Genomic DNA, 19,148 nt, shown 5'->3' with positions numbered 1-19,148 from the left:
GTACAGCATAAAAAAATATGGCCGAAAAACAGGTAACGGTTATTTTTGACATACGGTTTATCCGAATTGATGACGATTATTGTGCGCGCTTGCGCCGCAGCAATCGCCAACATGACGGGTAGCAACATCAGGCGATACGTCTTGTACCTCTATATTGAGACTCTGAAACAGAGACTGGATGCCATAAATCAACTGCGTGTGGATCGCGCGCTTGCTGCCATGGGACCTGCCTTCCAGCAGGTATACAGTCTGCTGCCGACATTATTGCACTACCACCATCCGCTGATGCCGGGTTACCTCGATGGTAACGTTCCCAAAGGCATATGTCTTTACACGCCTGATGAAACCCAACGCCACTACCTGAACGAACTGGAACTGTACCGCGGTATGTCGCCGCAGGATCCTCCCAAGGGCGAGCTGCCGATCACCGGCGTTTACTCAATGGGCAGCACCTCTTCGGTAGGGCAAAGCTGTTCCTCTGACCTTGATATCTGGGTCTGCCATCAATCCTGGCTGGATAGCGAAGAGCGCCAGCTGCTGCAGCGTAAATGTAGCCTGCTCGAAAGCTGGGCCGCCTCGCTGGGCGTGGAAGTCAGCTTCTTCCTGATTGATGAAAACCGTTTCCGTCACAATGAAAGCGGCAGTCTCGGTGGCGAAGACTGTGGCTCGACGCAACATATCCTGTTGCTTGATGAATTCTATCGCACCGCTGTGCGCCTCGCGGGTAAACGTATTCTGTGGAATATGGTGCCGGGAGATGAAGAAGAGCATTACGACGATTACGTCATGACGCTCTACGCTCAGGGGGTGTTAACGCCAAATGAATGGCTGGATCTCGGCGGACTCAGTTCGCTCTCCGCCGAAGAATACTTTGGCGCCAGCCTGTGGCAGCTGTACAAGAGTATCGACTCCCCTTACAAGGCGGTGCTGAAAACGCTGCTGCTGGAAGCCTATTCCTGGGAATACCCCAATCCGCGCCTGTTGGCGAAAGATATAAAACAGCGCCTGCACGATGGCGAGATCGTCTCTTTTGGTCTCGACCCTTACTGCATGATGCTGGAGCGCGTGACCGAGTACCTCACGGCAATCGAAGACCCGACGCGACTGGATTTAGTGCGTCGATGTTTCTACTTAAAAGTGTGTGAGAAACTGAGCCGCGAGCGCGCCTGCGTGGGTTGGCGTCGTGAAGTATTAAGTCAGTTAGTGAATGAGTGGGGCTGGGATGACGCGCGTCTGACTATGCTGGATAACCGCGCTAACTGGAAGATTGACCAGGTACGCGAAGCGCATAACGAACTGCTCGATGCGATGATGCAGAGCTATCGTAATCTGATCCGCTTTGCGCGGCGCAATAACCTCAGCGTCAGCGCCAGTCCGCAGGATATCGGCGTGCTGACCCGTAAGCTGTATGCCGCCTTTGAAGCGTTGCCGGGTAAAGTTACGCTGGTGAACCCACAGATATCTCCGGATCTCTCGGAACCGAATCTGACCTTTATCCATGTGCCGCCGGGTCGTGCCAACCGTTCGGGTTGGTATCTCTATAACCGCGCGCCTAACATGGACTCGATCATCAGCCATCAGCCGCTGGAATATAACCGCTATCTCAATAAGCTGGTGGCGTGGGCCTGGTTCAACGGCCTGCTGACCTCGCGTACGCATTTGTTTATTAAGGGTAACGGCATTGTTGATTTGCCGAAGTTGCAGGAAATGGTCGCCGACGTGTCACACCACTTCCCGTTGCGACTGCCCGCGCCAACGCCGAAAGCGCTCTATAGTCCATGCGAAATTCGCCATCTGGCGATTATCGTTAACCTTGAATATGACCCGACGGCGGCGTTTCGCAATCAGGTGGTGCATTTTGATTTCCGTAAGCTGGACGTCTTCAGCTTTGGTGAAGAACAAAATTGCCTGGTGGGTAGCGTCGACCTGCTGTACCGCAACTCGTGGAATGAAGTGCGTACCCTGCACTTCAACGGCGAGCAGGCGATGATTGAAGCGTTAAAAACGATTCTGGGCAAAATGCACCAGGATGCCGCGCCGCCGGATAGCGTTGAGGTCTTCTGCTATAGCCAGCATCTGCGCGGTTTAATTCGCACCCGTGTGCAGCAACTGGTGTCTGAGTGTATCGAATTACGCCTCTCCAGCACTCGTCAGGAAACCGGACGCTTCAAAGCGCTGCGCGTTTCCGGGCAGACGTGGGGACTGTTCTTCGAGCGCCTGAACGTTTCGGTACAGAAGCTGGAAAACGCGATTGAATTCTATGGCGCGATTTCACATAACAAACTGCACGGGCTTTCCGTTCAGGTTGAGACTAACCATGTGAAACTGCCGTCGGTGGTAGACGGTTTTGCCAGCGAAGGGATTATTCAGTTCTTTTTCGAAGAAACGGGTGATGAGCAGGGCTTTAATATCTACATTCTGGACGAGAGTAATCGGGCCGAGGTGTATCACCACTGCGAAGGTAGCAAAGAGGAACTGGTACGCGATGTCAGCCGTTTCTACTCATCATCGCACGATCGCTTTACCTACGGCTCCAGCTTCATCAACTTTAACCTGCCGCAGTTCTATCAGATTGTGAAAACAGACGGGCGCGCGCAGGTAATCCCGTTCCGTACCCAGCCAATTAGCGCCGTTCCGCCAGTCAGTCAGGACAGCGAAACGCCGCTGTTACAGCAGTATTTCTCGTGAGTTAACTTGCCCGGATGCGCGACGCTTACCGGGCCAAAGTAGGCCGGATAAGCGAAGCGCATCCGGCACTAAAACTTAACGGAAACTTACCTCTTCACCCGCCTGCTGCGTTGCCGCCTGTTCCAGCAGATCCCAGAACGTTTCGCCGCTACGGTCGCAGATCCACTCGTCGCCTTTCAGGTCAAAGTGGTAGCCGCCCTGTTTGGTCGCCAGCCACACCTGGTGCAGCGGCTCCTGACGGTTAATAATAATTTTGCTGCCGTTTTCGAAGCTGATGGTCAGCACGCCGCCGTTGATTTCACAATCGATATCGCTGTCGCCATCCCAGTCGTCCAGACGCTCTTCAATGGTCATCCACAGGGTGTCAGCAAGGCGATGAAATTCACTGTCGTTCATTTTCTTATCCTGTTTTTCGTGATGACGGCAGTATAACCTGAAACAAAACGCGTTGCAGATTACAGGCTAACTCTTGCTTTTACGCCTTCTCCTGCGATGATAGAAAACAGAAAGCATGAACTTTACAGGCAACCGATAATGAAAAACGTGTTAAAGCCACTCGCTGTCATTTTTACTCTGTTCAGCCTGACGGGCTGTGGGCTAAAAGGCCCGCTCTATTTTCCGCCAGCAGATAAAACCGCGCCGCCTCCGACCAAGAGCGTTCAGCCGCAATCGCAATCCACCACGCCTGAGAAAAACGATCGTGGGATTAGCGACGGACCTTCTCAGGTGAATTACTGACGGCAGGAATAGAGTTACATTTCTGTACCCGCGTGAACGGAGTGAATGATGCAATTCTCTAAAATGCATGGCCTTGGCAACGATTTTATGGTCGTCGACGCGGTAACGCAGAATGTTTTTTTCTCACCAGAGCTGATTCGCCGCCTGGCCGACAGGCATCTCGGCGTTGGATTTGATCAACTGCTGGTGGTTGAACCTCCGTACGATCCGGAGCTGGATTTCCACTACCGTATTTTTAATGCTGACGGCAGTGAAGTGTCACAGTGTGGCAATGGTGCCCGTTGTTTTGCCCGCTTTGTTCGCCTGAAAGGGCTGACCAATAAGCGTGATATCCGCGTCAGTACCGCGAATGGTCGTATGGTATTAACCGTAACCGACGACGAGCTGGTGCGGGTGAATATGGGTGAACCCAACTTTGAACCCTCGCAAGTTCCGTTTCGCGCCAACAAAGCAGAGAAGACCTATATTATGCGCGCGGCTGAACAGACAGTATTGTGCGGCGTGGTTTCAATGGGGAACCCGCACTGCGTGATTCAGGTTGATGATGTAGATACGGCCACGGTAGAAACCCTGGGACCGGTTCTGGAAAGCCACGAACGCTTCCCTGAACGCGCTAACATCGGGTTTATGCAGGTGGTAAAACGCGAGCATATCCGGCTGCGCGTCTATGAGCGCGGCGCGGGTGAAACGCAGGCCTGCGGCAGCGGTGCGTGCGCCGCCGTTGCGGTCGGTATCCAGCAGGGGCTGCTGGCAGAAGAAGTAAGGGTGGAATTGCCGGGCGGTCGACTTGATATCGCCTGGAAAGGTCCGGGTCATCCGCTGTATATGACTGGCCCGGCGGCACATGTCTACGACGGATTTATTCACTTATGAAGCAACCAGGGGAAGAACTACAGGAAACGCTCATGGAGCTGGACGACCGGGCGGTCGTCGATTACCTGCAACGTAATCCTGAGTTTTTTATCCGTAATGCCCAGGCCGTTGAAGCGATGCGTGTTCCGCACCCGGTGCGGGGCACGATTTCTTTAGTGGAATGGCATATGGCGCGGGCGCGTAATCATATTAACGTGCTGGAAGAGAACATGGCGCTGTTGATGGAACAAGCCAACGCCAATGAAAGCCTGTTCTATCGTCTGCTAAATCTGCAAGGACGGCTAGTGTCGGCCAGCAGTCTTGACGACATGCTGATGCGATTTCATCGCTGGGCGCGTGAGTTAGGCCTGGCCGGGGCGACGGTTCGTCTGTTCCCGGATCGCTGGCGACTTGGCGCACCATCAAAATTCACCCATCTGGCATTAAGCCGTCAGGCCTTTGAACCGTTGCGTATCCAGCGTTTGGGCCAGTCTCGGCATTATCTTGGGCCGCTCAATGGTCCGGAACTGTTGGTCATGATGCCGGAGGCGAAAGCGATAGGCTCGGTGGCGATGTCGATGCTCGGGCAAGATGGATCCCTGGGCGTGATGCTGTTCAGTAGCCGTGACGTTAATCATTACCAGCAGGGGCAAGGTACGCAATTACTGCAGGAAATCTCGCTGATGTTGCCGGAACTGCTGGAGCGCTGGATTGAACGCGTATGACCGATTCACCCCTTTCTCAGGATGTGGCGCGCTTTTTGCGCTATCTGGGCGTTGAGCGCCAGCTTAGCCCGATCACATTGCTTAATTATCAGCGTCAGCTTGATGCCATCATTGCGTTAGCCGGAGAAACCGGTCTGCAAAGCTGGCAACAATGTGACGCTGCGATGGTACGCAGTTTTGCCGTGCGCAGCCGTCGTAAAGGGCTGGGGCCAGCGAGTCTGGCGCTGCGCCTCTCCGCGTTGCGCAGTTTCTTCGACTGGCTGGTTAATCAGGGCGAACTGAAAGCCAATCCGGCAAAAAGCGTTTCCGCGCCGAAAGCGCCGCGTCATCTGCCTAAAAATATCGATGTCGACGACGTTAATCGTCTGCTGGATATCGATCTCAACGACCCTCTTGCCGTGCGTGATCGGGCAATGCTGGAAGTAATGTACGGCGCGGGGCTGCGTTTATCTGAACTGGTTGGGCTGGATATTAAACATCTCGATCTCGACACCGGCGAAGTGTGGGTGATGGGCAAAGGCAGTAAAGAGCGGCGTCTGCCAATTGGCCGCAATGCGGTGGCGTGGATTGAGCATTGGCTGGATCTGCGCGGGCTATTTGGCAGCGATGACGATGCGCTATTTTTGTCAAAACTGGGCAAACGTATCTCGGCGCGCAACGTGCAGAAACGCTTTGCGGAATGGGGTATCAAGCAGGGGCTGAACAGCCACGTACATCCCCACAAATTACGCCACTCCTTTGCGACGCATATGCTGGAGTCGAGCGGCGATCTGCGCGGAGTGCAGGAGTTATTGGGTCATGCCAATCTCTCCACGACTCAAATCTATACCCATCTTGATTTTCAACACCTGGCTTCAGTGTACGATGCGGCGCATCCGCGCGCCAAACGGGGGAAATAATGCGTTTTTACCGGCCTTTGGGGCGCATATCTGCGCTCACCTTTGACCTTGATGACACCCTTTACGATAACCGTCCCGTTATCACTCGCACCGAGCAGGAAGCGCTCGCGTTTGTACAGAATTACCATCCGGCGTTGAATTCGCTGCAAAATAGCGACCTACAGCGCCTACGTCAGGCTGTTCGCGACGCCGAGCCGGAAATCTACCACGATGTTACCCAATGGCGTCATCGTGCCGTAGAGCGCGCTATGCTGGAGGCGGGGTTGTCAGAGGCAGAAGCCAAAATGGGGGCGAATGCGGCGATGATGAATTTTGCCAAATGGCGTAGCCGTATTGATGTCCCGCAGTCAACGCATGACACGTTGAAGGCGCTGGCCCGCAAATGGCCGCTGGTGGCGATCACCAACGGTAATGCGCAGCCGGAACTGTTTGGCCTGGGCGATTATTTTGAGTTTGTGCTGCGCGCCGGTCCCGACGGGCGCTCAAAACCGTTCAGCGACATGTACGCGCTGGCGGCGGAAAAACTGAAAATGCCCGTAGAGGAAATCCTGCACGTGGGCGACGACCTGACGACTGACGTGGCGGGGGCCATCCGTTGCGGTATGCAGGCCTGCTGGATCAAACCGGAAAATGCCGACCTGATGCAAACCGCAGACAGCCGTTTGCTGCCGCATATCGAAATTTCACAGTTGGCATCTCTGACCTCGCTGATATAATCACCAGCAGAACTCTGTATATATACCCAGCTTTTTGGCGGATGGCGCTACGCTTTTCCGCCTTACCTACTTTTACGCGGCGGTGCCAATGGACGTTTCTTACCTGCTCGACAGCCTTAATGATAAACAGCGTGAAGCGGTGGCCGCGCCACGCAGCAACATGCTGGTTTTGGCAGGCGCGGGGAGTGGTAAAACGCGCGTGCTGGTGCACCGTATCGCCTGGTTACTGACGGTTGAGAACAACTCGCCGTACTCCATTATGGCGGTGACTTTTACCAACAAAGCGGCGGCGGAAATGCGCCACCGTATTGGTCAGATCATGGGAACCAGCCAGGGCGGTATGTGGGTGGGTACATTCCACGGTCTGGCGCACCGTCTGCTGCGCGCGCACCATATGGATGCAAACTTGCCGCAGGATTTCCAGATCCTCGACAGCGAAGACCAACTGCGTTTGCTTAAGCGTCTGATCAAGGCGATGAACCTTGATGAGAAGCAGTGGCCACCGCGTCAGGCGATGTGGTTCATCAATAGCCAGAAAGACGAAGGTCTGCGTCCGCATCATCTGCAAAGCTACGGTAACCCGGTTGAGCAAACCTGGCAGAAAGTGTATCAGGCTTACCAGGAAGCGTGTGACCGCGCGGGGCTGGTGGATTTCGCCGAGCTGCTGCTGCGCGCTCATGAACTGTGGCTTAACAAGCCGCATATCCTGCAGCACTACCGCGAACGCTTTACCAATATCCTGGTGGACGAATTCCAGGATACCAACAACATTCAGTACGCGTGGATCCGCCTGCTGGCGGGCGATACCGGCAAAGTGATGATCGTGGGTGATGACGATCAGTCGATCTACGGCTGGCGCGGAGCGCAGGTGGAAAACATCCAGCGCTTCCTCACGGATTTCCCGGGCGCAGAAACCATTCGTCTGGAGCAGAACTACCGTTCGACCAACAATATCCTCAGCGCGGCTAACGCCCTGATTGAAAACAATAATGGGCGTCTGGGTAAAAAGCTGTGGACCGATGGCGTTGATGGAGAACCGATCTCGCTTTACTGCGCGTTCAACGAACTCGATGAAGCGCGCTTTGTGGTCAACCGTATCAAAACCTGGCAGGACAACGGCGGTGCGCTGGAACAATGCGCCATTCTGTATCGCAGCAACGCCCAGTCGCGCGTACTGGAAGAGGCGCTGTTACAAGCCAGCATGCCGTATCGGATCTATGGCGGGATGCGCTTCTTCGAACGCCAGGAAATCAAAGATGCGCTCTCTTACCTGCGCCTGATCGCTAATCGCAATGACGACGCCGCGTTTGAACGCGTGGTGAATACGCCAACCCGCGGGATTGGCGATCGTACTTTAGATGTGGTGCGTCAGACCTCCCGTGACCGTCAGCTAACGCTGTGGCAGGCCTGTCGTGAGCTGTTGCAGGAAAAAGCTCTCGCGGGTCGTGCTGCCAGCGCCTTACAGCGCTTTATGGAGCTGATTGACGCACTGGCCCAGGAGACCGCGGATATGCCGCTGCACGTGCAGACTGACCGGGTGATTAAAGACTCCGGCCTGCGCATGATGTACGAGCAGGAAAAAGGCGAGAAGGGCCAGACGCGTATCGAAAACTTAGACGAATTGGTGACGGCAACGCGCCAGTTCAGCTACAACGAAGAAGACGAAGACTTAATGCCGCTGCAGGCGTTCCTGTCTCACGCCGCGCTGGAAGCAGGTGAAGGGCAAGCGGATACCTGGCAGGACGCGGTACAGCTGATGACGCTGCACTCGGCGAAAGGTCTGGAATTCCCGCAGGTGTTTATCGTGGGGATGGAAGAAGGCATGTTCCCCAGCCAGATGTCGCTGGACGAAGGTGGTCGCCTCGAAGAAGAGCGCCGCCTGGCTTACGTCGGCGTGACCCGCGCGATGCAAAAGCTGACGCTGACCTACGCCGAAACACGTCGTCTGTACGGCAAAGAGGTTTACCATCGTCCGTCGCGCTTTATCGGCGAACTGCCGGAAGCGTGCGTTGAAGAGGTTCGCCTGCGCGCCACGGTCAGCCGTCCGGTGAGCCATCAGCGGATGGGCACGCCAATGGCGGAAAACGATACCGGCTACAAGCTCGGTCAGCGCGTGCGCCATGCTAAATTTGGCGAGGGCACCATCGTCAACCTGGAAGGAAGCGGCGAGCATAGTCGTTTGCAGGTCGCGTTCCAGGGGCAGGGGATCAAATGGCTGGTAGCGGCCTACGCCAGACTGGAAACGGTTTAATCGGTTCGGCTTTGCCGGATAAGGCCGAGCCGACATCCGGCAACCTGTCGGTTAATATTCTGAAATCATAGATAAATAATTCCCCTCTGCTAACCTTTCTGTATAAGGGGAAATTATTACTTTTTCGCCATCCGTTGCGTGTTGACGTCAAAATTTTGCTGGCGTAACATGCGCGCACGATTACGCTAAGAGGACATTCGCCTTGGACACACCCAGTAGATACTGGCTCATTATCCTGTCATCCAGGATCAACTCCTAAGGCTATCCCTTTTTGCTGATAGCCTTCGCGGTTGTCAGCGACCTTCTGTTTTTTTCCCGTCGCGCTGAGTCAGGCTGTTTAATGGTCTGAAACCCAATTTGTTTCTGTGTGCCCTCCGAACTGTCCGATAATTTTTTGCATTGGGAGTCCCGGTCATGCTGAGCGCATTTCAACTGGAAAACAATCGTTTAACTCGCCTTGAGGCAGACGAGATCGAGCACCTGGCCAGTTCGGTTTGGGTCGATTTAGTCGAGCCGGATGACGAAGAACGAAACCGTGTGCAAAAGGACTTGGGCCAGAATCTGGCTACGCGCCCTGAACTGGAAGACATCGAAGCGTCCGCACGTTTTTTTGAAGACGAAGACGGTCTGCACATTCACTCCTTCTTCTTTTATGAAGATGCCGACGATCACGCGGGTAACTCAACCGTCGCATTTACCATTCGCGAAGGCCGCCTGTTTACCCTGCGCGAGCGCGAACTGCCGGCTTTCCGCCTGTACCGCATGCGTGCGCGTAATCAGGCGATGGTGGATGGCAACGCCTACGAGCTGCTGCTTGACCTGTTCGAAACCAAAATTGAACAGTTGGCGGATGAGATCGAAAACATCTACAGCGACCTGGAAAAACTCAGCCGTGTGATCATGGAAGGGCGTCAGGGCGATGAATATGACGAAGCGCTGTCGACGCTGGCGGAACTGGAAGATATCGGCTGGAAGGTTCGTCTGTGTCTGATGGATACCCAGCGCGCGCTAAACTTCCTGGTGCGTAAAGCGCGTTTGCCGGGCAGTCAGCTGGAGCAGGCGCGTGAGATCCTGCGCGATATCGAATCCCTGCTGCCGCACAATGAATCGCTGTTCCAGAAGGTTAACTTCCTGATGCAAGCGGCGATGGGCTTTATCAATATCGAGCAGAACCGCATCATCAAGATCTTCTCGGTGGTCTCTGTGGTGTTCCTGCCGCCGACGCTGGTGGCTTCCAGCTACGGGATGAACTTTGAATTCATGCCTGAACTGCACTGGAGCTTCGGTTATCCAGGAGCGATTGTCTTTATGATGCTCGCGGGTCTGGCGCCGTATCTATACTTTAAGCGCAAGAACTGGCTGTAATGGCTGTGACTTATCCGACCTACGGAGATGTGCTTTTGTAGGCCGGATAAGCGAAGCGCCATCCGGCAATCTTCTAGCTTCGACGAACCCGTCGTTGCGTATAAATCGCATCCATCACGAAAATCGCCAGCGCTACCCAGATAAACGCAAACGTGACCATTTTATCCGCTCCCGGAACTTCACCGTAAAAGGTGACTGCCAGCAGGAACATCAACGTAGGTCCGATATACTGGAAGAAACCCAGCGTTGAAAGACGCAGACGGGTTGCCGCGCCGGTAAAGCACAGCAGCGGAATGGTGGTCACGACGCCCGCAGCAATCAGCAGCAGGTTAAGCGACATGGGATTTTGCCCCATATGGCTGGTTGAGCTGTCCGCAATGCCAAACAGATAGATGGCCGCAACGGGTAAAAGCCACAGGGTTTCGATCAGCATGCCAGTTTGTGCTTCGACGGCAATCTTCTTGCGCACCAGGCCATAGAAGGCAAAGCTGAACGCGAGTCCCAGCGCGATTATTGGCAGCGATCCAAAGGTCCACAGCTGCACCAGTACACCGCAGGCGGCTAACAGTACCGCCAGCCACTGCATGCGACGAAAGCGCTCGCCGAGGAATAACATTCCCAGCACAATATTCACCAGCGGGTTGATAAAATAACCCAGGCTGGCTTCCAGCATATGGTGATTATTGACCGCCCAAATGAACAGCAGCCAGTTTCCGCCGATGAGCACGGCAGAGAGCGCCAGCAGGAAAATCTTCTTTGGCGTTTGTAGTAGCGTTTTGACGCCCGACCACTGGCGACTGATGCTCATCAGTACCACCATAAAGAAAAACGACCAGATGACGCGGTGCGTCAGGATCTCATCTGCCGGGACATAGTAAATCAGCTTGAAGTAGGCAGGAGCGATACCCCAAATAAAATAAGCAGCAAGAGCGAGTAACACGCCCTGCCGCGTTTGTTTAGCATCCATCGGGAAAACTCATTGCAGAAATGTAACAGCAGTTTACCTTTTTTTGGACACTTACCCCACCATATAAGTGGCGGTTGCGCTGGCAATATAAAGTTGTTCTTCGTTATGCAATTCCACGCGCGCAACGGCGACTTTATTACCCGCCCGCAGCAGGCTACTGGTGGCGGTAAAGCGATTCCCTCTTCCCGGACGCAGGTAATCAACGCGTAAATCGATTGTCCCCATACGTGACATCCGCTGACGCAGCTCATCCTCGCTGATCGTTTCATGGCGGGTCAGCGTACTCCCAACGCACACCAGCCCAGCAGCGACGTCCAGCGCCGAGGCGATCACGCCGCCATGCAGAATGCTTTGCGCCCAGTTGCCGACCATCATCGGTTGGTTATTAAAGGCTAATTGAGCAAATTCTTTCTCATAGCGTTCAAGCTCCAGTCCCAGCGCCCGATTAAACGGCATATGATAGACAAACATTTCACCCACTAACTTCAGCGCTTCCTCAGCAGTAAGTACGGCAGACATACGATCCCTACACCTCAATGGTTAATGAAATGTTGATATTATGCTTATTATTTGTTGTTTTCTACTTTAAGACCGGATGACTAACGAGGAAATCGCTAAGTATGTATACCCGTCATACTTCAAGTTGCATGTGCGTTGGCAGCGTCTGCTCACCCCAGTCACTTACTTTAGTAAGCTCCTGGGGTTTACAGACTTGCCGCCTTCCTGCAATTTGAATTATTTAGGGTATAGAATGCTTGCCAGATAATTATACAATTCATCAATATTTTGGTTCAGGAGAACATTACCGATGCGGGCGATTCTGGGATGGTTACTACCAGCAGTCATGCTGCCGTTGACCGCTTATGCGCAGGAAGCGACAGTGAAAGAGATTCATGATGCACCGGCGGTTCGCGGCAGTATTATCGCTAACATGCTGCAGGAACATGACAACCCTTTCACGCTTTACCCTTATGACACCAACTATCTCATCTACACCAATACCAGCGACATGAACAAAGAGGCGATCAGCAGCTATAGCTGGTCCGAAAATGCGCGCAAAGATGAGGTTAAGTTTCAGCTAAGCCTGGCGTTTCCGCTCTGGCGTGGGATATTAGGGCCGAATTCGGTACTCGGCGGCTCTTATACCCAAAAGTCATGGTGGCAGCTTTCGAACAGTGAAGAGTCCTCACCGTTTCGCGAGACCAACTATGAACCGCAATTGTTCCTTGGTTTTGCCACCGACTATCGCTTTGCCGGTTGGACGCTCCGTGATATCGAAATGGGTTATAACCATGACTCCAACGGCCGTTCCGATCCTACTTCGCGTAGCTGGAACCGTCTTTACACCCGACTGATGGCTGAAAATGGTAACTGGCTGGTGGAAGTTAAGCCGTGGTACGTTATTGGAAGCACCGACGATAACCCTGATATCACCAAATATATGGGCTACTATCAGTTGAAAATGGGCTATCACCTGGGTGACGCGGTCATCAGTGTGAAAGGTCAGTACAACTGGAATACCGGCTATGGCGGCGCAGAGCTTGGGGCCAGCTATCCAATTACGAAACATGTGCGTCTTTACACCCAGGTGTACAGCGGTTACGGCGAATCGCTGATTGACTACAACTTCAATCAGACTCGTGTTGGCGTGGGTGTGATGCTCAACGATATCTTCTGACAGATATTGAGAGTATTTTAATCATTGCAGTTTCTCTCTCAGGCGCTGAAAATAGCGCCTGTTTTTATTTCAGGCTAATGGGGTTAATGTGGCGCAGGCGGAAGTGTTGAATCTGGAAATGGGCGCTAAACAGGTTTTGCAGGAAACCTTTGGCTACCAACAGTTTCGCCCCGGTCAGGAAGAAATCATTGATACCGTGATCTCTGGTCGCGACTGCCTGGTCGTTATGCCGACCGGTGGCGGTAAATCCCTGTGCTATCAAATTCCCGCATTATTGCTTAACGGGCTCACCGTTGTTGTTTCTCCGCTGATTTCCCTGATGAAAGATCAGGTCGATCAACTGCTGGCCAACGGCGTGGCGGCTGCGTGTCTGAACTCCACCCAAAGTCGTGAGCAGCAGCTTGAGGTCATGGCAGGTTGTCGCAGCGGGCAGATTCGCTTGTTGTACATTGCGCCAGAACGTCTGATGCTGGATAACTTCCTTGAAAATCTGGCGCACTGGAATCCGGTATTGCTGGCCGTTGATGAAGCGCACTGTATCTCGCAGTGGGGGCATGATTTCCGCCCGGAATACGCCGCGCTGGGACAGTTGCGCCAGCGTTTCCCGAGCCTGCCGTTTGTGGCGCTGACCGCAACGGCGGATGAAACCACCCGGCTGGATATTGTGCGTCTGCTGGGGCTCAACGATCCGTTAATTCAGATCAGCAGCTTTGACCGCCCGAATATTCGCTACATGCTGATGGAGAAGTTTAAGCCGCTCGATCAGCTGATGCGCTACGTGCAAGAGCAGCGCGGTAAGTCTGGAATTATCTACTGCAACAGCCGCGCCAAAGTTGAAGATACCGCCGCGCGTTTGCAAAGCCGGGGTATCAGCGCCGGGGCTTATCATGCCGGGCTGGAAAACGCCGTACGCGCTGAAGTGCAGGAGAAATTCCAGCGCGATGACCTGCAAATCGTGGTAGCGACCGTGGCGTTCGGTATGGGAATCAACAAACCTAACGTACGCTTCGTGGTGCATTTCGATATTCCACGCAATATCGAATCCTATTACCAGGAAACAGGCCGTGCCGGACGTGACGGCCTGCCAGCGGAAGCGATGCTGTTTTACGATCCGGCGGATATGGCATGGTTGCGCCGTTGCCTTGAAGAGAAACCCGCAGGACAGCTACTGGATATTGAACGGCACAAGCTCAATGCGATGGGGGCATTTGCCGAGGCGCAAACCTGTCGTCGTCTGGTGCTGCTGAACTATTTTGGCGAAGGGCGGCAGGAGCCCTGTGGTAACTGCGACATCTGCCTCGATCCGCCAAAACAGTACGACGGACTTATGGATGCGCGCAAAGCGCTGTCGACTATCTACCGTGTGAATCAACGCTTTGGTATGGGTTACGTCGTGGAGGTTCTGCGCGGAGCGAATAACCAGCGTATTCGCGAACTGGCCCATGACAAGCTGCCGGTCTATGGCATTGGCCGTGAGCAAAGCCATGAACATTGGGTTAGCGTTATTCGCCAGCTTATTCATCTTGGTCTGGTGACGCAGAATATTGCCCATCACTCTGCGTTACAGCTAACTGAAGCCGCGCGTCCGGTGCTGCGTGGTGACGTTGCGCTACAGCTTGCGGTACCGCGTATTGTGGCGCTGAAACCGCGTGCGATGCAGAAATCCTTCGGTGGCAACTATGACCGCAAACTGTTCGCCAAATTGCGTAAGCTGCGTAAAGCCATTGCCGATGAAGAGAATATCCCGCCGTATGTCGTCTTTAACGACGCCACGTTGATTGAAATGGCCGAGCAGATGCCGGTTTCGCCGAGCGAAATGCTGAGCGTCAACGGCGTGGGAATGCGTAAACTTGAGCGTTTTGGCAAAGAGTTTATGGCACTTATTCGCGCGCACGTTGATGGTGACGACGAAGAGTAGTCAGCGAGGCAAAAAAGTGCCAGGATGGTGACTCACTGAACTATTCCCCCGCGAGTCATTGTTATGTTAACGCTATTTTTCACCGTTGCGTTGGTGCATATCGTTGCGCTGATGAGTCCCGGTCCCGATTTTTTCTTTGTTTCTCAAACGGCCGTTAGCCGTTCGCGCAAAGAAGCCATGATGGGCGTGCTGGGTATTACCTGTGGCGTCATGGTCTGGGCTGGCGTGGCGCTGCTTGGCCTGCATCTGATTATCGAAAAAATGGCCTGGTTGCATACCATTATCATGGTGGGCGGCGGTCTGTATCTGTGCTGGATGGGTTACCAGATGCTGCGCGGCGCGTTTAAAAAACAGGATGTTGCGGCTCCCACTCCGCAGGTGGAGCTGGCGCAGAGCGGACGCAGCTTTTTGAAAGGTCTGCTGACCAATCTGGCGAACCCGAAAGCCATTATCTATTTTGGCTCCGTATTCTCATTGTTCGTTGGCGACAACGTGGGCACGGGCGCGCGCTGGGGGATCTTTGCCCTGATCATCGTGGAAACACTGGCGTGGTTTACCGTGGTCGCCAGCCTGTTTGCACTGCCGAAAATGCGTCGTGGCTATCAGCGTCTGGCGAAGTGGATTGATGGTTTTGCCGGCGCGCTGTTTGCAGGCTTCGGTATCCATCTGATTATTTCGCGCTAGATTTGTTACCCGCCTGGGTGTCCCAGGCGGAATGCAGTTTATTGCGCAAGTTTCTGTAGTTCATCCTTCGAAAGGCCGGTCATTTCCATAATCGCATCGGTATCGAGACCCCGTTTGAGCATTGCTTTTGCTACATCAGTAAGGGCAAGGCGCCTCCCTTCTTCACGGCCTATCTGTTTTAGTTGATCCGCCATTGTCATCAGTTTGTCTTCATGCTGCGGCACACGCTGTGCCAGCTTATACAATAATGTCTGAACATCTTGTGTATTCCCTGCTTGCACCATGTAGTTTACCAGCACGGTTATTTGTTGTCCGCTCATCTTCTCCAGCATAAACAGACGGGTAAGTTTATCCAGCAGCTGCGCCATGTCGCGCTGGCGAATGTGTTTTTGTACTAATGTCAGCGCTGCCATACTGCGATGCTGCATGATCTCATCATCTGGAATAACCGTCACATCCACCAACGGGAACGGTGCGCTGTAAAGTTGAAGGGCAGTACCCGAATCCTCAAAGTGATCCAGCCAGTTCATCGAACCTTGCCAGGGGCTTTGCTTGCCATGGTAAAAGAGCACAGGAATAACCAGCGGTAATGTGTCGTTTCCCGCCTCAAGATGACGTTGCATCGCGGCGATAGCGTAGCGCATCAGGCGAAATGACATATGTTTGTCCGGTGAGCTTTGATGCTCAATGAGCACATGTACATAGCCATGCCCGCTGGTGGTTTCCAGTGAGTAGAGAATATCGCTGAAATAGGGGCGCAGATCGTCCTCCACAAAGCTGCCTGATTCCTGGCGGAGCGTTTCCAGCTTGCAGATTTTGATTAACGAGGGTGGAAGATGAAGTTCAATAAAGTCCCGCGCGGTTTCCACGCGGGAGAGGAAGGTCTTAAATACTGAATCATGTGGTGTCGTTGCTTCCGCCATCGTCCATCATCCGTGAGTGGTGAATGTGGCAGCATTCTGGCATTAGCAATCAACGTCTAACAGTGCAGAATGAAAGACTTTTCTCCCTTTGCGGCGAAGTACGAACAGTCATGTTCAGACGCTCTTACAGTTAGCATTTCATTGCGAGCGCCGTTCCATTTGCTAGGCATGCCTTGCCGATGCCAGCAGAGCGCCTATCAGCATAAATAGCGAGCCAAACACTTTGTTGAGCGCCTTCATTTGCTTTGGTCCTTTAATCCAGCCTGCAATGCGCGTGGCCAGCGTCGCGTAACCGATCATCACAATGATATCGACCACGATGGTCGTAACGCCAAGCACCACGTATTGCATCAGCTGCGGTTCCTGCGGCAGGATAAACTGCGGGAACAGAGCGGCAAGAAAAACAATGCTTTTGGGGTTGGTCAAATTAACAAAGACCGCACGTTTGAACAGGCGGCTGCGCGATTGCGTATTCGCCATGGTATTCAGATCGATAGCGCCCGCCGCGCGCCACTGCTGGATACCCAGCCAAATCAGATAGGCCGCTCCCGCCCACTTCAGCACCTCAAATGCGATCACCGAACGTGAGAATAGCGTTCCCAGTCCTACGCCAACCAGAACGATATGAATGCCCAACCCGGTCTGTAAACCCGCAATCGACGCGCTTGCACCGCGATAGCCGTGACTGATGGCGGTGGTCATGGTGTTGATTGCGCCAGAGCCTGGAGACAAGCTCAAAATAATAGAGGTCAGCAGGTAGGCGAACCACCATTCAAAGGTCATGAGAAACTCCCGGATTGTCTATTTTTATGCCACAATACTCTACTGCCGTTAGGTTGTGCCAGCGACGGCGAAAAAAACGATTTTACTTGGTCAGCGAGGCTGGATACCCGATGTTTCAGCAGCAAAAAGACTGGGAAACAAGAGAAAACGCGTTTGCTGCTTTTTCCATGGGGCCACTGACAGATTTCTGGCGTCAGCGGGAAGAAGCGGAATTTACGGGCGTGGATAATATCCCCGTACATTTTGTTCGTTTTCATGCAGAAAAAAACGATCGCGTCATCGTCGTCTGTCCTGGACGCATTGAAAGCTACGTGAAATACGCTGAACTGGCGTATGACCTGTTTCACTCTGGTTTTGACGTCCTCATTATCGATCACCGTGGGCAGGGCCGTTCCGGGCGTATGCTTTCGGATCCGCATCGTGGTCATGTCGATAACTTTAATGACTATGTCGATGATTTAACCGCCTTCTGGCAGCAGGAAGTGCTACCCGGTCCGTGGAGAAAACGCTATATACTGGCGCATTCTATGGGCGGTGCGATTGCCACATTGTTCCTGCAGCGCCACCCGAATCAGTGTGATGCTATCGCGCTTTGTGCGCCGATGTTTGGTATTGTGATGCGCTTTCCCGACTGGATGGTGCGCCATATTCTGGACTGGGCTGAAGGGCATCCGCGGATCCGCGAAGGCTATGCGATGGGAACCGGGCGCTGGCGGGCGCTGCCATTCGGTATGAATGCGTTAACGCATAGTCGACAGCGCTATCGGCGCAATCTGCGCTTCTATGCGGATGAGCCGCGACTGCGCGTTGGCGGCCCCACCTACCACTGGGTTCGTGAAGGTATTCTGGCAGGCGAACAGGTTCTGGCCGGAGCAGGAGACGACGCGACGCCGACGCTGCTGATTCAGGCTGAAGAAGAGCGGGTGGTAGATAACCGCATGCACGATCGTTTTTGTGAACTCCGCGCCGCAGCAGGCCATCCTGTAGAAGGGGGTCAGCCGCTTGTCATCAAAGGCGCGTACCATGAGATCCTTTTTGAAAAGGACGCAATGCGCTCAGTCGCGCTTAACGCTATTGTCGAATTCTTCGACAAGCATAACTCATCCAGCGGAACCCGCTTTGCCTAGAGGTTGAATTTTCTTATGTATCAGGTTGTTGCGTCTGATTTAGACGGTACGCTGCTTTCTCCCGACCATACTTTGTCCCCTTATGCCAAAGAGACGCTGAAGTTATTGACCGCTCGCGGCGTTAACTTCGTGTTTGCGACAGGCCGTCATCATGTTGATGTGGGGCAAATTCGCGATAACCTCGGCATTAAAACCTACATGATCACGTCTAACGGCGCGCGCGTGCATGATTCTGACGGGAATCTGGTGTTTTCGCATAATCTGGATCGCGACATTGCCAGCGACCTGTTTGGCGTAGTGAATGCAAATCCGGACATCGTGACCAACGTTTATCGCGATGATGAGTGGTTTATGAACCGCCACCGGCCGGACGAAATGCGCTTTTTTAAAGAAGCGGTATTTAACTATTCCCTGTTTGAACCTGCGTTACTGGAGCCTGAAGGCGTCAGCAAAGTGTTCTTCACCACCGATTCTCACGAAAGGCTGCTGCCGCTGGAGCAGGCGATTAACGCCCGCTGGGGCGATCGTGTCAACGTCAGCTTTTCTACGCTTACCTGTCTGGAAGTCATGGCTGGCGGCGTATCGAAAGGTCATGCGCTGGAAGCGGTAGCGAAAGCGATGGGCTACAGCCTGAAAGACTGCATCGCTTTTGGCGATGGGATGAACGACGCGGAAATGCTCTCCATGGCAGGTAAAGGCTGCGTCATGGGCAACGCCCACCAGCGCCTGAAGGATCTGCACCCGGAACTGGAAGTCATTGGTCTTAATGCCGACGATGCCGTCCCGCACTATCTGCGTGAGCTGTTTTTGCAATAACTTTGTTGTTCGTTAGTT

19 protein-coding genes are annotated in these 19,148 nt (G+C 53.6%); 14 read left to right on the top strand and 5 right to left on the bottom strand.

Going from position 1 to position 19,148, the window contains the following annotated elements; translation table 11 throughout:
* Nucleotides 1-141: 141 nt before the first annotated feature.
* Nucleotides 142-2,688: a class I adenylate cyclase gene (cyaA, locus tag OGV80_RS03810; RefSeq protein ID WP_043018987.1), complete on the top strand. Its 2,547-nt coding sequence runs from the start codon at nt 142-144 to the stop codon at nt 2,686-2,688.
* Nucleotides 2,689-2,763: 75 nt separating this feature from the next.
* Here the strand turns inward: cyaA and cyaY are convergent, their stop codons facing one another.
* Nucleotides 2,764-3,084 (bottom strand): iron donor protein CyaY, encoded by a 321-nt coding sequence (gene cyaY, locus OGV80_RS03805; RefSeq protein WP_003828967.1) that lies wholly within the window; start codon nt 3,082-3,084, stop codon nt 2,764-2,766.
* A 138-nt stretch (nt 3,085-3,222) separates the two neighbouring features.
* Here cyaY and lptM point away from each other — a divergent pair, with 138 nt between their 5' ends.
* The 8 genes from lptM to corA all read left to right on the top strand — a co-directional run bounded on the left by lptM (nt 3,223) and on the right by corA (nt 10,234).
* Nucleotides 3,223-3,426, top strand: a complete 204-nt coding sequence (gene lptM / locus OGV80_RS03800; protein WP_003017937.1) for an LPS translocon maturation chaperone LptM — start codon at nt 3,223-3,225, stop codon at nt 3,424-3,426.
* A 48-nt stretch (nt 3,427-3,474) separates the two neighbouring features.
* Entirely contained in the window at nt 3,475-4,299 is an 825-nt protein-coding gene (gene dapF, locus OGV80_RS03795) for a diaminopimelate epimerase (protein ID WP_003017933.1), read from the top strand.
* Entirely contained in the window at nt 4,296-5,003 is a 708-nt protein-coding gene (locus tag OGV80_RS03790) for a DUF484 domain-containing protein (RefSeq protein ID WP_043018988.1), read from the top strand. The genes dapF and OGV80_RS03790 overlap by 4 nt, the downstream gene beginning before the upstream one ends.
* Nucleotides 5,000-5,902, top strand: coding sequence for a tyrosine recombinase XerC (gene xerC, locus OGV80_RS03785; protein ID WP_032945700.1), 903 nt, complete (start codon nt 5,000-5,002; stop codon nt 5,900-5,902). Before OGV80_RS03790 ends, xerC begins: the two co-directional genes overlap by 4 nt.
* Complete coding sequence (yigB, locus tag OGV80_RS03780) at nt 5,902-6,618, top strand: 5-amino-6-(5-phospho-D-ribitylamino)uracil phosphatase YigB (protein WP_087050441.1); 717 nt, start codon at nt 5,902-5,904, stop codon at nt 6,616-6,618. The genes xerC and yigB overlap by 1 nt, the downstream gene beginning before the upstream one ends.
* 88 nt (nt 6,619-6,706) lie before the next feature.
* A complete protein-coding gene (gene uvrD, locus OGV80_RS03775) occupies nt 6,707-8,869 on the top strand; it encodes a DNA helicase II (protein WP_003828957.1) in 2,163 nt (720 codons plus the stop codon).
* Between the two features lie 202 nt (nt 8,870-9,071).
* The gene (gene ysgD, locus OGV80_RS03770) at nt 9,072-9,128 is read left to right on the top strand and encodes a YsgD/CorL family protein (protein ID WP_212723238.1); all 57 of its coding nucleotides are present in this window, start codon (nt 9,072-9,074) and stop codon (nt 9,126-9,128) included.
* A gap of 155 nt (nt 9,129-9,283) precedes the next feature.
* Entirely contained in the window at nt 9,284-10,234 is a 951-nt protein-coding gene (gene corA / locus OGV80_RS03765) for a magnesium/cobalt transporter CorA (RefSeq protein ID WP_003017920.1), read from the top strand.
* Between the two features lie 73 nt (nt 10,235-10,307).
* On the opposite strand, the gene rarD is transcribed toward corA, so the two are convergent.
* Both rarD and yigI read right to left on the bottom strand, forming a co-directional pair.
* Entirely contained in the window at nt 10,308-11,201 is an 894-nt protein-coding gene (gene rarD / locus OGV80_RS03760; protein ID WP_043018990.1) for an EamA family transporter RarD, read from the bottom strand.
* A gap of 51 nt (nt 11,202-11,252) precedes the next feature.
* The gene (yigI, locus tag OGV80_RS03755) at nt 11,253-11,720 is read right to left on the bottom strand and encodes an acyl-CoA thioesterase YigI (protein WP_003017917.1); all 468 of its coding nucleotides are present in this window, start codon (nt 11,718-11,720) and stop codon (nt 11,253-11,255) included.
* Between the two features lie 289 nt (nt 11,721-12,009).
* On the opposite strand from yigI, the gene pldA reads away from it, so the two are divergent.
* From pldA to rhtC, 3 genes are all read left to right on the top strand, one after another.
* Complete coding sequence (pldA, locus tag OGV80_RS03750; RefSeq protein ID WP_047407588.1) at nt 12,010-12,879, top strand: phospholipase A; 870 nt, start codon at nt 12,010-12,012, stop codon at nt 12,877-12,879.
* A gap of 88 nt (nt 12,880-12,967) precedes the next feature.
* Nucleotides 12,968-14,797 carry an ATP-dependent DNA helicase RecQ gene (gene recQ / locus OGV80_RS03745; protein ID WP_043018992.1) on the top strand — a complete coding sequence of 610 codons (1,830 nt, stop codon included), beginning with the start codon at nt 12,968-12,970 and terminating at the stop codon, nt 14,795-14,797.
* A 63-nt stretch (nt 14,798-14,860) separates the two neighbouring features.
* On the top strand, nt 14,861-15,481 hold the full coding sequence (gene rhtC, locus OGV80_RS03740; protein ID WP_003828942.1) for a threonine export protein RhtC: 621 nt from the start codon (nt 14,861-14,863) through the stop codon (nt 15,479-15,481).
* Between the two features lie 38 nt (nt 15,482-15,519).
* Here rhtC and OGV80_RS03735 read toward each other — a convergent pair whose 3' ends face one another.
* Both OGV80_RS03735 and rhtB read right to left on the bottom strand, forming a co-directional pair.
* Nucleotides 15,520-16,404, bottom strand: a complete 885-nt coding sequence (locus OGV80_RS03735; RefSeq protein WP_286513741.1) for an Rpn family recombination-promoting nuclease/putative transposase — start codon at nt 16,402-16,404, stop codon at nt 15,520-15,522.
* Nucleotides 16,405-16,566: 162 nt separating this feature from the next.
* Nucleotides 16,567-17,187: a homoserine/homoserine lactone efflux protein gene (gene rhtB, locus OGV80_RS03730; RefSeq protein ID WP_003828938.1), complete on the bottom strand. Its 621-nt coding sequence runs from the start codon at nt 17,185-17,187 to the stop codon at nt 16,567-16,569.
* A gap of 110 nt (nt 17,188-17,297) precedes the next feature.
* On the opposite strand from rhtB, the gene pldB reads away from it, so the two are divergent.
* Nucleotides 17,298-18,314 carry a lysophospholipase L2 gene (gene pldB, locus OGV80_RS03725; protein ID WP_043018994.1) on the top strand — a complete coding sequence of 339 codons (1,017 nt, stop codon included), beginning with the start codon at nt 17,298-17,300 and terminating at the stop codon, nt 18,312-18,314.
* Between the two features lie 15 nt (nt 18,315-18,329).
* On the top strand, nt 18,330-19,130 hold the full coding sequence (gene yigL, locus OGV80_RS03720; RefSeq protein ID WP_087052394.1) for a sugar/pyridoxal phosphate phosphatase YigL: 801 nt from the start codon (nt 18,330-18,332) through the stop codon (nt 19,128-19,130).
* Nucleotides 19,131-19,148 lie beyond the last annotated feature (18 nt).

The organism is Citrobacter sp. Ce119 (assembly GCF_030334525.1).
In the GTDB taxonomy this organism is placed as follows: Bacteria; Pseudomonadota; Gammaproteobacteria; order Enterobacterales; family Enterobacteriaceae; genus Citrobacter; species Citrobacter europaeus.
This window is presented reverse-complemented; position numbering and strand designations above follow the sequence as displayed.

What these genes read in the sequence shown, in the direction of transcription:
- cyaY (WP_003828967.1), bottom strand. Translation starts at nt 3,084, where the DNA reads ATGAACGACAGTGAATTTCATCGCCTTGCTGACACCCTGTGGATGACC.
- lptM (WP_003017937.1), top strand. Translation starts at nt 3,223, where the DNA reads ATGAAAAACGTGTTAAAGCCACTCGCTGTCATTTTTACTCTGTTCAGC.
- dapF (WP_003017933.1), top strand. Translation starts at nt 3,475, where the DNA reads ATGCAATTCTCTAAAATGCATGGCCTTGGCAACGATTTTATGGTCGTC.
- OGV80_RS03790 (WP_043018988.1), top strand. Translation starts at nt 4,296, where the DNA reads ATGAAGCAACCAGGGGAAGAACTACAGGAAACGCTCATGGAGCTGGAC.
- xerC (WP_032945700.1), top strand. Translation starts at nt 5,000, where the DNA reads ATGACCGATTCACCCCTTTCTCAGGATGTGGCGCGCTTTTTGCGCTAT.
- yigB (WP_087050441.1), top strand. Translation starts at nt 5,902, where the DNA reads ATGCGTTTTTACCGGCCTTTGGGGCGCATATCTGCGCTCACCTTTGAC.
- uvrD (WP_003828957.1), top strand. Translation starts at nt 6,707, where the DNA reads ATGGACGTTTCTTACCTGCTCGACAGCCTTAATGATAAACAGCGTGAA.
- corA (WP_003017920.1), top strand. Translation starts at nt 9,284, where the DNA reads ATGCTGAGCGCATTTCAACTGGAAAACAATCGTTTAACTCGCCTTGAG.
- rarD (WP_043018990.1), bottom strand. Translation starts at nt 11,201, where the DNA reads ATGGATGCTAAACAAACGCGGCAGGGCGTGTTACTCGCTCTTGCTGCT.
- yigI (WP_003017917.1), bottom strand. Translation starts at nt 11,720, where the DNA reads ATGTCTGCCGTACTTACTGCTGAGGAAGCGCTGAAGTTAGTGGGTGAA.
- pldA (WP_047407588.1), top strand. Translation starts at nt 12,010, where the DNA reads ATGCGGGCGATTCTGGGATGGTTACTACCAGCAGTCATGCTGCCGTTG.
- rhtC (WP_003828942.1), top strand. Translation starts at nt 14,861, where the DNA reads ATGTTAACGCTATTTTTCACCGTTGCGTTGGTGCATATCGTTGCGCTG.
- OGV80_RS03735 (WP_286513741.1), bottom strand. Translation starts at nt 16,404, where the DNA reads ATGGCGGAAGCAACGACACCACATGATTCAGTATTTAAGACCTTCCTC.
- rhtB (WP_003828938.1), bottom strand. Translation starts at nt 17,187, where the DNA reads ATGACCTTTGAATGGTGGTTCGCCTACCTGCTGACCTCTATTATTTTG.
- pldB (WP_043018994.1), top strand. Translation starts at nt 17,298, where the DNA reads ATGTTTCAGCAGCAAAAAGACTGGGAAACAAGAGAAAACGCGTTTGCT.
- yigL (WP_087052394.1), top strand. Translation starts at nt 18,330, where the DNA reads ATGTATCAGGTTGTTGCGTCTGATTTAGACGGTACGCTGCTTTCTCCC.